Origin of the sequence: Paenibacillus sp. Cedars (genome assembly GCF_003184205.1) — a bacterium.
Classification (GTDB): domain Bacteria; phylum Bacillota; class Bacilli; order Paenibacillales; family Paenibacillaceae; genus Paenibacillus_AQ; species Paenibacillus_AQ glucanolyticus.
Window position 1 is genome coordinate 1257687 of the sequence record NZ_CP020866.1, and the last position, 14521, is coordinate 1272207.

Genomic DNA, 14521 nt, shown 5'->3' on the forward strand with positions numbered 1-14521 from the left:
ACTGGTTACCATCGCAGATGAATTTCGTGGGTAATTTAGCAGGCTGAGAGGCAACCAGACCATTCTCACGCATCAGGCGTCAGGACTGATCCCGAATCATATCCACGAAGTTCATGGCTGCGGCGGATAAAGGCTCTTGTTTGCGGGTGCAGACCGCGATGATATTTTGCAGCTGGATTCCTTCGACATACACCCGGCTAAGCTCTCCGCGCTCCACGTATTCGCGCACAACAAGCGAAGATACGAAGTTGGCACCGTATCCGGCAATGACGGCGGTGATCGCTTCATGCAGACCATTGAATTGCAGCGCGATGCGCGGCGAAGGGGCGCTATGGGTACGGCATAAGGCCAGTAACCGTTCACGGGTTGAGCTTCCCTCCTCCCGCATCACAAAAGGCTCCCTCATCATCTCATCAAGCGAGATATGCAGATTGGCAAAACGGTGATCCGGTGATACCACGAACCACAGCTCATCCCGAAACAATTCTTCGGTCTGAATCTCATCTGGAGATTCTTCAGGCAGCCCTCCATAGATGGCAATGTCGACTTCCATATTCAGCAGCTGCTTAAGCGCATCGCTGGAGTTGGTCGTTGTGATACTCATCTCCACGCCTTCATACTGCTGTTTATATCTCGCTAACCAGGCCGGCAGCAGGAAGTGGGAAGGGAGATAAGTGGCGGCCAACCGGATATGTCCTCTCGAACCGCTTCGAAAATCCTGACAGAACTGCTCGATCTGCAACTCAACGGAGAAGAGTCTTTTGGCAAGCGGGACAAGCTCCTTTCCGGCTTCCGTCAGAGCGATGCCTCTACCTTGCGGTTGAAGCAGGGTAAGGGAAAGTTCTCTCTCAAATTTCTTGACTTGGGCGGTAATGGCGGGCTGGCTTATATTTAACAGTTCGGCAGCGCGGGTAACACTACTTGTCGTTGCTATGACATGGAATAATCTTAGCGCGTGTAAGTTCATGTGAAGTGCTCTCCCTCCATTTATATATTTAAGTTATATAAACAAATAAAAGATATATTATATCTATAATAATAAATCACATACAATGAATTTGTAAGAACCATGATTAATGAACAAGAGGAGGAAATCAAAATGAAAACGAATGATGTCACGACGTGGGGAAAAGTGGACGATTACGTTACGGAGCGCTTGATCCCTTACGATGAGGTGCTGGAGCAGGTGCTGCTCGCAAACCGGGAGGCTGGCTTGCCCGAAATCGACGTATCCCCGGCTCAGGGAAAGCTGTTGAATGTCATCGCCCGTATCAAGGGAGCAAAGCGCATTCTGGAGATCGGAACGCTTGGCGGATACAGTACGATCTGGATGGCAAGAGCGATCGGACCGGAGGGAAAACTGATTTCACTGGAGCTCGATCCGTTTCATGCTCAGGTTGCCAAATCCAATGTGGCATTGGCAGGGCTTGAGGATAGAGTCGAAATCCGGGTAGGCGATGCGTTGGTGCAGTTGGAGCAGTTGGCTAAGGAGAAGGCAGAGCCGTTCGATCTGGTCTTCATTGACGCCGATAAACCGAGCAATCCGAATTATATGAAATGGGCGTTACAGTTCTCGCGTCCGGGTACCGTTGTCATAAGCGATAATGTCATTCGGGATGGAGAAGTGATCGACCATCACAGCACGGATCCTCGGGTGCAAGGCATCCGCAAGTTCATGGATATGCTCTCCGGCGAGCCGGCCATTTCCGGGACCGCTATTCAAACCGTGGGAAGCAAAGGGTATGACGGATTCTACATTGGTATTGTACAGTAGGCAGCAATATGAGATCGCACTAAGCCCTTAAACGGAATAAGACATACGCTGAAAAGGCAAACCAGGAGAAGCCATGTATCGGAACGCAGGAAAAAAAGAGCTGCACCCAAGGTAAGTTATACCCTGGTGCAGCCCTTTGTTGTGTTTAACCAGCATGCACGGTCCGTGTGAAGCACCGGATAAGCCTGGAGAAAGAGAAACTGCCGCTCACATGCAAGGCGCTTCTTTTTCATAAAAGAAGGCAGATCAGCATGCATGTTCGTGCGCTTGAATTACATCTTCAGATCATGTCCTTTACTAGAGGATTCGCTCCGCTCTTTGGGAGTGAAGGGCCACCAGTTGGCCCGGCCGAAGATGCGTACCATGACCGGTACGAAGAATGGCAGGAATACCAGTGCATAGAGCACAAGGCCAACCAGAACCACCGTTGCGATCTGCATCATCGACAGTACGCCGGATGGATACATTGCTGCAAATGTACCGCCAAGGATGACCATGGCAGACAGGATCACCGTACCCATATTGCGCATGGCATGAAGAATGGCGTCCTGAACATCCCAGCTCTTATTCTCGTTGAAGCGTGCCATCAGGAAGATGCTGTAGTCCACCCCGAGTGCGATCAGCATGACAAAGCTGAAGAACGGCGTGGCCCAGGTGATGCCGGAATATCCGAAGCCGTGGACAAAGATCATCTCCGTAACACCGACTGCGGTAAAGTACGTAATGACCAATGAAACAATCAGATAGATCGGCATCACGATGGAGCGCAGCAGCACGACCAGAATGATGAAGATCCCGCTCAGCATGAGAATCACGGTCCGCGTGTAGTCTTCATTCGAAATATTCTGCAGGTCGTTGTTGGTGCTGGTGATGCCGCTGATGGCAACTTCGGCGTTCTCCAGCTTCGTATCCTTCACGGCACGATCGACTGCGGTTTGGATCTGCTCGACGCTGCCTAGCGCTTCTTCGCTGTATGGATTGGTAGCCAAGACAACATCCAGCGTCATCACTTTGCGGTTATCGGTCAAGTAGGTATCAAATACGGTCTGAAATTCTTCATTCTCAAGCGCTTCCTGCGGAATGAAGAATCCGCTGAGCTCTTCATCCTGAACATCCTGAATCTGCTGCAGATAATCCTGGGCGGAATGCAGTCCGTCCGAGATTTGTTTCAGCCCGTCGGCACTGGAATTCAGGCCTTCGGTCAGCTCTCCGATCTGCCCGGTCAGATCGCCAAACCCGTCGGCAAGCTGCTTCTGACCGCCCTGAAGCTGATCCAGCCCACCTGTAATGGAAGGGATTTGACCTATGATCTGGCCTTGCCCGCTAGCTGCCTGGGAGAGGCCGGATTGAAGCTCACCGATACCGGACACCAGCTGCTGGAGTCCGTCGGCAAGCGCCTTTTGCCCGGCGGCCGCTTTAGCGTATCCGGTGTTCGCTTCCGATAAGCCGGCGGATGCGCCCTTGAGCTGCTCGGAGATCTGTCCAAGACCCGCAGCCAACTCGGCAGTACCTGCTGCTGTTTGTGTTACGGTTCCCTTAATGGTTTGGTAGTCGGTATCTTGAATTAGCTCCGGATAGTTGCTCTCAAGGCTTGTGAAGGAACCGTCAAGTCCGCCCAGTGCAGCAGCTACGCCACCCAGCTGCTCCTGAAGTCCGGCAACGCCGCCGTCAAGAGCTGTTAATCCGGTATCAAGCTGTTTATAGCCCTGGAGCAGCTGGGCATTTGCGGCAGCTAACTCTTTAGCGCTCTGCGCAGCTTGCGCAAGTCCGGATTTAAGTTCGCCGGCGCCCGCACTTCCGCTCTGAATACCTTTTTGAATGGTGCTGAGACCTTGACCAAGTTCGGTAATGCCGTCCTTAAGATCGGCGGTTCCCTTGGTCAGTTCTTTGGCCCCCGCTGCGGCTTCATTCAGTTTAGGCGTATTTTCGCTGAGCTGTTTGCCCGCTTCGGATAATCCATTCTGAATTTGAGTCAATCCGTCTTTGGACTCTCCCAACCCTTCATTTAACGTTTTGACCTGCGTTGGGATGAGGAAATCATTAATTTGCTCGCCGGTTGGACGGGAGAGACTGCGGACGCTGGATACCCCATCAACCTTTTCCACCTCACGGCTGATTTTCTCCGCGAGTCCCATATATTCCGCCGTATCCATTCGATCATCATTCTTGATTACGATCGTGGAGGGCAGCGATTGCCCTGGACCGAAGCTGTCCGAGATAATGTTAAAGCCCTTGACCGAAGCGTAACTTGGACCGATCTCCTCCAGACTGTTAAACGACAGCTTGCCGCTGTACGTAACAAGGAAAGGGGCTACGATGACAGCCACGACCAGCAGTGCAGCCCAAGGACGCTTGAGAGAGAAGGAGCCTGCTGCTCCCCATAGTTTGTTCTCGCTGTGCTCAAGCTTGCCGCGTGACGGCCAGAACAGTTTCTTGCCAAGCACCGCCATGAAAAACGGTACGACCGTAACCAACGCTAGAAGCATAACCGCGATGCCGATCGCAACCGCAACCGCGGATTTGTAGAGAATGAATTTCGATAAACCGATGGCGGCAAAACCGACAAATACGGCAAGCCCGGAATAAAGCACGGTCCCTCCGGCTTTCCGATAGGTCTCGATGATAGCCGATTGCGTATCTTCTGATGCCGTCAGTTCTTCCTTGAACCGACTGATCAGCAGGATGCAGTAGTCGGTTCCGATCCCGAACATGACGGCGACCATGAAGATCTGGGTGAAGCTCGATATCGGGAAGTTAAACTGGTCCACGAGAAAAGATACAACCGATTGTGACACAATGTAACTGAGTCCTACGGTCAACAGTGGAACGAATGGCGCTACAAAGGAACGGAATACCACGAATAGAATGAGGAGAATAAAGACAACCGTAATATATTCCGTTTTCTTCAGGCCTTCTTCGGAGCTGACGATGGTATCTTCATTAATGAGGCCTTCACTTGTCAGGTAATGATCGGCTTGAACGCCCTCCAGCACCTCATTGACCTTATCGGGAAGTGCCTTTACAGCCTCTTGGCCCCCGCTGACCTGCAGTGCGACCATGATGGTCTTGCCGTCCTTTGCAATCAGGGTGTCTTCCAGCTCCGTCTGCGTGAACGGTTCATTGATGGAATCGATGTGGAGGCTTTCTTTATTGTCGTTTAAGGCTTGAACGCCTTGCCGGATACTATCCTTGTCCGCGGTGCTTAGCCCGTCGGGCTTGTTGAAGACAAGTGCAACCTGATGCAGGGTTTCTCCGCCTTCTCCGCCTGATGCTTCCTTGAGAATTTCTGTGGCCCGCGACGAGCTGTATCCGTCAGGTACGGATAGCTGACCCTTCTCCCGAACCAGGTCTGACATGGAAGGCGCGAGCATAAACAGCACAACAGCTGCTGCCAGCCATAGAACGATGATTGCCCATCTTGCTTTCAGTATGGCTTTCAATTTTTTCTCCCTCCTGATTCAAACATCAACTGCCCCAGCTTCTCGAACATCGAGATGAACATTTCAATATCTTTTTCTTCAAAATGCTGCAAGTAAGGGGAGATGATCTCCCGCACCTGCTCCTGGGCTGACTCAAAAATGGAATTGCCGTATTCCGTTAACGACAAATACACCAGCCTTCGGTCCGCTTCGTCCCGGGTTCGGTCAATAATGCCTGCATCCACCAGACGATTGACGATGGCGGTGATCGAGCTCTTACCAACGGCAAGCGTCTCAGCCAAATGGGATGAAGTACAGTGATCGATGCTGTTGATCAAACGCACAACCTGAAACTGGTCATGGGTCAGATCCTCTCCGAGATGCTCCCGAATCTGGGCGTTGATCCGGCGGGTTACCAGCAGGTAGACGTCCACATACCGGTCGATCCATTGCTTTGCCTTATCGTTCAAGAATAGTTCTCCTTTCGAATAGTTCACGTGTGAAATAGTTTCATTAATGAACTATATGGCAGAAGGAAAGAAAAGTCAAATGTCAGAATGGGAGCAAACAGACCGCCATGAAGGAGTCTCCTTGGCAGGTCTGTATTATGTAACTGTTGAAGAACCGGCCCCGTTCAAACAGGAGTTAGAACTTTACCTTGGGTAATACGAGAATCCCGGATATTTTACAACAGGCCATTTTTCTTTACGTAAAGCATCGGTTACATCGGGTCCGACTCTCAGGTTATCCTGGACTAGGTCCCGAGGAGTCAATGCCATCCATTGATTCAAGGATACATCCTCGAACCGGTCGCTTCTGAACATTTCCAGAAACCATAGCGATTCCGTGCCTGTGTTCTGGATGTAGTGGCCAAAAGCAAATGGAACATATCCCACATCACCGGCTCTGTAATCAAAGGTCCGTGCCGTGCCGTGGCCCGCGAATACGGTCATGCGTCCCTGTCCGGACAGGTAATACTGCCATTCATCCTGATTCGGGTGCCAATGGAGCTCCCGCATGGCGCCTGGTTTAATCTCGACGAGGGCAGCAGCAATGGTTTTGGAGATCGGGAAATTACTGGAGTCCACGATTCTTACACTTCCGCCAGGGGTTACGATCGGTTCTTGCGCCAGCAGGCGGTGCTTGAAGCTGAGCGGCACGTTCCCGTAAGGCGACTGGACCTCCTGGCTTTCAAGCGAGCCCGGAACCTGATCCTGAAAAATGTAGACCTGTTTGTCCGGGATATGGTCAAATGCGTTCTCCGGTACGCCGAAGTTGGCAGACAACACATCCTTGGGGGTATGGGCAAACCAATCGGAAATCGACAAGGTATTGAGATCCGAGAAGTGGCCGTTGTCAAACACAAGCAGGAATTCACAGCCCTCCTCCAGTCCCTGGATGGAGTGGGGGAGACCGGCGGGAAAATACCACAGATCGCCTGGACCCACGTCTGCGATGAAATTTCTTCCGTTTTGATCCACGGACGTAATTCTGGCGCTGCCCCAGATCATGTAGGCCCATTCCGCCTGCTGATGCCAATGCAGCTCCCGCACGCCGCCGGGCGTAAGGCTCATATTGACGCCGGCAAGTGTGGTGGCAATCGGCAGGTCCCGCACCGTAATTTCCCGCGACCAGCCACCATGATTGAGCTGCATATGCGTGTCGGAGAAGGACATTTTCAGATTGGGCATTAATCCCGCATCCGTAGCTGGAGGCACAAGCAAGTCGGGATTCTCGATATCCCTCATCACGTCCCGCGGGCCATAGTCAGGCCCGCCGGCTCCGTCACTGCGTATTGGCTGAGGCACATGATGCTGATTCTTTTGGTTATGGCTCTGATTCCCCATGAATTTTGTTTCTCCCTCCACGTGTTCATTTATCTACGAACATCCGATTAAAACTGCTATCTTTTATGATTATGAGGGGGTGCTTGACTAATATGAGGGTTAAATGCGGCACACGATGAACCCCTATGCCATGATGTTTATCACTTGCAAACGAAAAGATTGTTGACTTTTGAAAGCGCTGCACATACAATAGGTCTCAAATAGATCTATGATAGATCTATCATAGATTCAGGAGGGACAAGCATGAACAACAATGAGCTGCTGCTTGCTTTCTATGGTGATGACTTCACCGGTTCGACGGATGCGATGGAGGCACTGGCCCGAAGCGGTTTCCGCACGGTATTGTTTCTGGAAGCACCTTCGCTTGAGCGGCTGAAGAAGTTTGAAGGCATTCGCTGTGTAGGTGTAGCAGGTACAAGCAGAGCCAAATCTCCAGAGGATATGGAGGCCGAGCTTCGGCCTGTATTCGAGAAGCTGTCCATGAGCGGCGCACCGCTCGTCCACTATAAGACATGTTCAACCTTCGATTCTTCTCCAGAGGTTGGCAGCATAGGCCATGCGATTAGGGTGGCAAGAGACTATTTTCCTGACCAGGTTACGGTTCCGCTGCTGGTCGGCGCGCCCCGTCTCGGACGTTATACGCTGTTTGGCCAGCATTTTGCGAAAATGCATGATACGGTGTACCGTTTGGATCGGCACCCCGTGATGTCGCAGCATCCTTCCACTCCGATGCATGAGGCGGATTTGCGTCTTCACCTTGCCGAGCAGACCTCAGAAGTGATCGCTTTGATGGATATCGTAGAGCTTGACGGAGATCAGGATACGGTTCATCACCGATATCATGATAAACTGGTAGAGAAACCGGGAATTCTGTTATTTGATGCTCTGGATGAAGACAGGCTCAAGCGATGTGGGGAGCTCATTCAGGGTAAGCCGGAAGGGGCGGGAACGTTTGTTGTCGGTTCCTCTGGCGTTGAATATGCTCTTGCTGCTCATTGGGATGAGCTTGGACTTAGCTCGCACTCATCGGAGAACAACGGACCTGATGCCCGTATTCAGCCAACCGATACAATTCTGGTTATGTCAGGGAGTGCATCGCCCGTCACTCAGCTTCAGATTGAGCGGGCGATAGCCGAAGGTTTTCATGGAATACGCATAACGCCGGACCTGATGCAGAATACGGATGAAACGACCCTGTCGGAATGGATCCATCAAGCAGCGGACAAGCTCGCTGAAGGACAGAGCGTGGTGCTGTACACTGCACTTGGTCCTGAGGATGAAGCCATCGGAGAGACACGCAGCAGGTTGAATTCGCTTGGGCTGTCCGGAGCGGAAACCGGTGAGTTTATCGGGAGACGGCTTGGCAAGCTGACCAAACGGATCATGGATCAGAACCCGGGCCTTCGCCGTGTTGTCATTGCTGGAGGAGATACCTCCGGTTTTGTCACCAGTGAAATGGGTGTATACGGGCTGGAGATGATATGGGATGTTTCACCGGGCGCTCCACTGTGCAGGGTATATTCAGACGATGCCAGACTTGCCGGTCTGGAACTGGCGCTTAAGGGTGGGCAGCTGGGATCACCGGATTATTTTATTAACGTGCGGGATGCCGGTTCGCTTGAACCGGATGAATAGCCCAAGATAGGAGAATACACGAATGACGATGGATAAAAGCAAAGGGGCAGCATCTTCTCTTCTGTTAAAGGATGTGGCCTACAATGAAATCAAGGAAAGCATTCTGAATGAGAAATTTGAGCCGGGCCGATTTTTGTCCGAGAGGGAATTGATTGAGCTGCTAGGGATGAGCAAGACGCCGATTAAAGCGGCACTGACACGGCTGGAGACCGAGGGGTTTGTCACCGTTTCCTCGAAGCAGGGCATCATCATTAATGATCTGTCCGTGAACCGGATTGTGGATATATATGATTTGCGGATTGCGCTTGAGACGTTCAACTGCCAGCAGATCGAAACCAGACTCACGCCTGAACAGGAGAAGGAGCTGGAAGGCAATCTGGTAGAAACGGCAGAAATCGTCAGCCGACTTGATGTGAAGAATTTTGCCCAGGCCGACCATGAATTCCACCTGATTATCTGCGAATGCACGGGCAATCAGGAGATTCACCGGGTGCTGCTGAACTACCATGATCATCTGCAGCGGATCACGCGCCGACATTTGCGGAAGGATCCGCATCGGATGGAGAAGTTCATGGAGGATCATTGGAAGATTTACGAAGCGCTGAAGACCGGCAAGGAGAGCAGTGCGGACGTGATGCGCCGTCATTTGCAGGAATCAAAGCAAGCGCTTTTTATATAACAGAGAGATACGAAATCATACCGCGAAGCTTGAATTACAACAAGGGGGAGAGACAATGAAGGCTGTATATGTGGAGGATGCATACAAAGTTGTCGTTAAAGACGTGGATATACCGGAAATCGGGACGGGGGAAGTATTGATACAGGTAAAAGCCGCCGGTATTTGCGGTTCGGATATTCATACTTATAAGGGATTGCATCTGTTTCGGAAGCCGCCGGTCATTATCGGACATGAATTGTCCGGTGAAGTCGTGAAGGTCGGCAAGGACGTCACCTCCTTCAAGCCGGGGGACCGGGTAACCGTTGAGCCGCAGGTGGGCTGCGGCAAATGCGATTACTGCCTTACCGGCAGAACGAATTATTGCGCGGAGCGGGGAGCGCCTGGCCTGAAGGGCTGGTATGGCTCGATGGCTGAATATTTTGCCGCCCCGGAGACGTGTGTGTTCAAACTGCCGGATCATCTGGACCATGAGCTGGGTGTGCTCGTTGAACCGTTTGCGGTAGGGGTTCATGCGGTAAGGAAAGCCGGAATTGAAATTGGAGACAAAGTTGCCATTCTTGGAGCCGGTCCGATCGGGCTGCTCGCCATGACGGCAGCCAAGGCGGCAGGGGCTACAACGCTGATGGTTACCGATGTGATGGATTACGCGCTTGAATCCGCTAAGGAGATGGGAGCGACTCACACCTTAAATATTCATGGCAAGGATCATTGGACAGAGGATGCCAAGGCAGACATTGCAGGCGAATTTGATAAGGTGCTGATTGCGGCCGGCGTTCCGGGAATCGTGGATGATGCCCTTTCCTTGCTTCGCAAAGGCGGCCGCTGCGTAACGATTGCGATGTTCCATGGCACGCAAACCTTCGATATCGTAAATTTGCAGCAAACAGAGAAAGAAATTGTGGGCTGCATGACCTATACGCGTGAAGATACCATTTCGGCCATTGATTTGTTGTCCAGCGGGGCGGTGAATGTCAAATCAGTCATTTCCCATCGTCTGCCTTATGAAGAGGCGGCGGAAGGCTTCCGTCTGGTGGACAAGAAAGAAGATTCATCTCTGAAAGTCATTGTCACCTTTGAATAATCAGCATATTCCCCGCGGCTTCTGCTTCTAGGGACGGAAGCCGCAGGAACTTCATATCAGATTGGGGGAACGGCAAATGTGGAAAAGAATCACAGTTGTCATGGTGGTTGCACTGCTCATTGTAAGCGCTTTATTTATAACCAAGCCCAATACGAGCGATGGTCCGATCAAGCTGAGACTCGGCCATATTACGGGCGAATCCGATCCATGGCATCTCGGTGCGCTTAAATTTGCGGAACTGGTCAAGGAGAAAACGAACGGAGAGATTGAGGTCGAAGTTTATGCCAGCTCCATGCTTGGGAATGACCGAGACCTGATCGAAGGCATGCAGATAGGGTCGGTGGATTTTGCACTGCCGGCCGGCGTATTATCCAATTTCTATAGTCCTTATGCAATTCTGGAGCTGCCATATTTGTTCCGCGACAAGCAGCATCTGGAGAATGTGCTCTATGGCGATGTCGGAGACGAACTGAAGCAGAGCTTGCTTGATAATGCCGAGGTCCGTGGCTTGGAGTTCTGGATGAGAACCCCGCGCGAGTTGACCGCGAACAAGAAAATTGAAACGCCAAGCGATCTGCGCGGTTTGAAAATCCGCGTGCCCGAGATTCCGGCTTCCATTGCAGCTTGGGAAGCGATGGGCGCTACGCCGACGCCAATGGCCTTCGGAGAAGTGTACTCCTCGCTTCAAACCGGAGTCATCGATGCACAGGAGAATCCGGTTGCTTTTACGGCAAGCTCCAAAATTCAGGAAGTCCAGAAATATATGATGATGACGGATCATGTATACGGCTACGTGATGCTTGCTATGAGTGAAGTGACGTACCAACGCTTGAATGAGTTCCAGCGGCAAGCGGTTGAAGAGGCTGCCAAGGAAGCCACCGAATATGAGAATCAGTTGGTGTTTGAACAGGAAGAGCAGATCATCAATCAACTGAAGGAGTTTGGAACCGAGTTCGTTGAGGTTGAAAAAGGTCCATTCGAGGCCGCTGCCAAATCCGTGCATGAACGCTTTGCCAACATGTACGGAAGAGAGCTTTACGACAAAATTATTAATACGCCATAACCATTTTTTCTCAATAGGGGGGATAAGCCATGCGGCAGACATTAAAAGCGATCGACGCGCTCAACAAACTCGTGGGCATCGCAGTGGCCATGATCCTGGGTGTAATGTCCATCCTGATTATCATGCAGATTATTTACCGGATTATCGGTTATCCACTTCACTGGTCCGAGGAACTTGCGAGATATTTGATGGTTTACCTCGTATTCCTGGGTTCCTCGCTTGCACTGCGGCATCACCGTTTGGTTGCGATCGAGCTGCTGCCGGAGCTGGTGAGTGAAGTAAACAAGAAGGTTATCCGCATTACCGTGATGGTGATATGCATTGTGTTCTTTGTTCTTTTGCTGGTCCAGGGCATTGATATTCTGAATCGGGTATCCGTGCAGTCGTCGGCAGCCATGGGACTCAGCATGTCGATCCCTTATGCGGCGATTCCTGTCGGGGCGATGCTGCTCATTATCAATGCGGTAGCGGTCATTCTGGAAACGATTGTTTCCGAGAAACTACCGCCAGCGAAGGAGGAAGGATTATAATGCCTATCATACTATTCGGATGTCTGATCCTTTTCTTCGCTATCAGCGTACCGATAGCCGTCTCAATGGGAATGGCTTCGGCGGTGGCGATCTGGTGGGAAGGCGGCACGCCGCTGCTTGTTCTGGTTCAGCGTTCATTCACGTCAACGGATTCATTCCCCTTAATGGCGATTCCATTCTTCGTATTTGCAGGGACATTAATGGAATTTGGCGGAATTTCAAGAAGGCTCGTGAATCTGGCCAATGCACTGACAGGTCATTTACCCGGCGGACTTGGACTTGTAACGATTGTAACGTCGATGTTCTTTGCTGCGATATCAGGCTCTTCCGCTGCTGCAACGGCAGCACTTGGCAGCATTCTGATTCCTGCGATGATCTCCCGAGGATATCATAAGAACTTTACGGGCGCCCTTCAGGCAACATCGGGTGAGCTGGGGGTTATCATTCCGCCAAGTATTCCATTGATTCTATATGGGGTAGCGGCGGAGACTTCAATCGGTGATCTGTTTATGGCGGGACTTATTCCGGGACTGATGATTGGATTGTCGCTGATGATAGCCGTTTACATGATTGCTAAGCGCAAAGGCTACGCACGGGAAAAAAGAAAGACGCGCGCAGAGGTATGGCAGGCTTTCAAGGAGTCGTTCTGGGCAGTTCTTATGCCAATCATTATCCTTGGCGGAATCTATGGCGGTATCTTCACGCCAACGGAGGCCGCGGGCGTTGCTGTAGCCTATGCCTTCATCGTTGGCGTATTCGTTTACAAAGAGATTAAATTCTCCAAGCTGATTAACATTCTGACGCAATCTACGATTACGACCTCTGTCATTATGTTCATCATTGCAAGCGCCGGATTGTTCAGCTGGATTATGACGCGCGAAGGAATTCCACAGGCAGTTGCTGGCTTCTTCGTGAACATATCCGATAATCCAATCGTATTCCTGCTGTTGGTTAACGTATTCCTGCTCATCGTAGGAATGTTCATGGAGTCCAATGCATCGATTATTATTTTAGCGCCGCTGCTGGCTCCAGTAGCTGCCGAGTTCGGTATTGATCCAACCCATTTTGGGATTATCATGATCGTCAACCTGGCGATTGGGATGTGTACGCCGCCGCTTGGCATCAACCTGTTTATATCCGCGCAGATTGCAAAAATCCGGCTGGATCAGATCAGCAAAGGCATGGTGCCGTTCTATATTGTGCTGATTATAGACTTACTGTTGATTACGTTTCTTCCGCAATTGTCGATGTTCCTGCCAAACTTGTTGGGCGGTAAATAAGGGACTCACGAAGTCAACGTGTAGAAGTCAACGTGTAGAAGTCAACGTGTACTAGTAAGGGAATCTCAAGTGAAAAATATAAACTGATTCAGGAGGTCGATCTCATGGCTAACGTGGAGACGATTAGAAAAGAACTGCAGCATACCGGTAAATATATGATGCAATACGATCTGGCTTGGGGAAATGCAGGCAACATCTCTGCCAGGAGCGAAGGTGATCGTTACGTGGTCACGGCCAGCGGTACCTTCCTCGGAGAACTGGAGGAGGCGGACTTGATCGAATGCGATCTGTCCGGGAATGTGTATGGAGCCGAGGGACGTAAACCGTCCAAAGAAACCCCCATGCATCGAGCGATTTACGAAAGCCGTCCGGAGATCGGAGCCGTGCTCCATGCTTCCCCGTTCTATACGACGCTTATTGCGTGTTCAGATCTGGAAATTCCTTCGAACATGTTCGTTGAGACGATGTATTACCTGGAGCGAATAGAACGAGTGCCGTATTGCCATCCAGGAAGTGATGCGCTGGGTGAAGGCGTCCGGAAAAAGGCCAAGCTTGCCAATGTGCTGCTGCTTGAGAACCATGGCGTGGTTGTTTATGATACCACCATCCGCGAAGCCCGGATGGCACTGCAGACGCTGGAGGTTGCCAGCCGTATGTTGATTACTTCGATGAGCGCGAAGGTGGGCATCCAGGGACTTGGCCCGGAGACGGAGCTGGAATTCCTGGAGAAAGCCGGATACAAGCCTAGACGTAACTGGAGCTAAACACAGAGCTTTGGATACATGATGAATAAGTAATGTAATGCTGCCGGATGATGAGATCCGGCGGCATTTTTTTAAAAAACACCAGTAGGCATCAACTTCGAACGTTTAACAATCTCTGCGAATGGGCGCAATCTGCTTCCGGAAGCGTTAGACCAAACCATACCAAACAAAGTACGACGAGTAAGGAAATCATAGTTCCAATTGGGAGTGCAGCAGGTTCAACGAAATCTTCGTTCAGGAAGCGATAAAGGTGTAAATGCCATATGGGATTTCCAGAAGCGCTGCCGTAATGACACCGGGCGTATACGCTTTAAGCGCGATAGAAGCTCCTACATGCTTTATGCCGTCCAGCAGGAATACCGCAGCGAAAACGATAAACAGGGCATTGAGGCCGCTGCCGGGTTCAAAGTGCAAGGCAGTCACGAAGGTAATGCTGGTGAGTCAGAGCC

Annotated in this window: 13 protein-coding genes; 8 read left to right on the top strand and 5 right to left on the bottom strand. The window is 51.2% G+C overall.

Annotated elements, in window-relative coordinates; translation table 11 throughout:
• Positions 1-79: 79 nt before the first annotated feature.
• The gene (locus B9D94_RS07510) at positions 80-967 is read right to left on the bottom strand and encodes a LysR family transcriptional regulator (RefSeq protein WP_148246742.1); all 888 of its coding nucleotides are present in this window, start codon (positions 965-967) and stop codon (positions 80-82) included.
• 132 nt (positions 968-1099) lie between these two features.
• Between B9D94_RS07510 and B9D94_RS07515 the strand changes: the two genes are divergently transcribed.
• Positions 1100-1774 carry an O-methyltransferase gene (locus tag B9D94_RS07515; RefSeq protein ID WP_006211875.1) on the top strand — a complete coding sequence of 225 codons (675 nt, stop codon included), beginning with the start codon at positions 1100-1102 and terminating at the stop codon, positions 1772-1774.
• Positions 1775-2046: 272 nt separating this feature from the next.
• On the opposite strand, the gene B9D94_RS07520 is transcribed toward B9D94_RS07515, so the two are convergent.
• From B9D94_RS07520 to B9D94_RS07530, 3 genes are all read right to left on the bottom strand, one after another.
• Positions 2047-5214, bottom strand: a complete 3168-nt coding sequence (locus B9D94_RS07520; protein WP_148246743.1) for an MMPL family transporter — start codon at positions 5212-5214, stop codon at positions 2047-2049.
• Positions 5211-5663: a MarR family winged helix-turn-helix transcriptional regulator gene (locus B9D94_RS07525; RefSeq protein ID WP_036641467.1), complete on the bottom strand. Its 453-nt coding sequence runs from the start codon at positions 5661-5663 to the stop codon at positions 5211-5213. Before B9D94_RS07525 ends, B9D94_RS07520 begins: the two co-directional genes overlap by 4 nt.
• Before the next feature lie 183 nt (positions 5664-5846).
• Entirely contained in the window at positions 5847-7040 is a 1194-nt protein-coding gene (locus B9D94_RS07530; RefSeq protein ID WP_006211871.1) for an oxalate decarboxylase family bicupin, read from the bottom strand.
• 243 nt (positions 7041-7283) lie between these two features.
• Here B9D94_RS07530 and B9D94_RS07535 point away from each other — a divergent pair, with 243 nt between their 5' ends.
• The 7 genes from B9D94_RS07535 to B9D94_RS07565 all read left to right on the top strand — a co-directional run bounded on the left by B9D94_RS07535 (position 7284) and on the right by B9D94_RS07565 (position 14072).
• Positions 7284-8675: a four-carbon acid sugar kinase family protein gene (locus tag B9D94_RS07535; RefSeq protein WP_148246744.1), complete on the top strand. Its 1392-nt coding sequence runs from the start codon at positions 7284-7286 to the stop codon at positions 8673-8675.
• Between the two features lie 22 nt (positions 8676-8697).
• Entirely contained in the window at positions 8698-9354 is a 657-nt protein-coding gene (locus tag B9D94_RS07540) for a GntR family transcriptional regulator (RefSeq protein ID WP_148246745.1), read from the top strand.
• 55 nt (positions 9355-9409) lie between these two features.
• Positions 9410-10435, top strand: a complete 1026-nt coding sequence (locus tag B9D94_RS07545; protein WP_063480263.1) for a zinc-dependent alcohol dehydrogenase — start codon at positions 9410-9412, stop codon at positions 10433-10435.
• A gap of 76 nt (positions 10436-10511) precedes the next feature.
• Complete coding sequence (locus tag B9D94_RS07550; protein WP_006211867.1) at positions 10512-11498, top strand: TRAP transporter substrate-binding protein; 987 nt, start codon at positions 10512-10514, stop codon at positions 11496-11498.
• Between the two features lie 29 nt (positions 11499-11527).
• Positions 11528-12028: a TRAP transporter small permease gene (locus B9D94_RS07555; RefSeq protein WP_006211866.1), complete on the top strand. Its 501-nt coding sequence runs from the start codon at positions 11528-11530 to the stop codon at positions 12026-12028.
• Positions 12028-13308, top strand: a complete 1281-nt coding sequence (locus tag B9D94_RS07560) for a TRAP transporter large permease (protein ID WP_006211865.1) — start codon at positions 12028-12030, stop codon at positions 13306-13308. Before B9D94_RS07555 ends, B9D94_RS07560 begins: the two co-directional genes overlap by 1 nt.
• Before the next feature lie 104 nt (positions 13309-13412).
• Positions 13413-14072, top strand: a complete 660-nt coding sequence (locus B9D94_RS07565; RefSeq protein ID WP_036641482.1) for a class II aldolase/adducin family protein — start codon at positions 13413-13415, stop codon at positions 14070-14072.
• 234 nt (positions 14073-14306) lie between these two features.
• Here the strand turns inward: B9D94_RS07565 and B9D94_RS31415 are convergent, their stop codons facing one another.
• On the bottom strand, positions 14307-14495 hold the full coding sequence (locus tag B9D94_RS31415) for an HXXEE domain-containing protein (protein ID WP_253806117.1): 189 nt from the start codon (positions 14493-14495) through the stop codon (positions 14307-14309).
• Positions 14496-14521 lie beyond the last annotated feature (26 nt).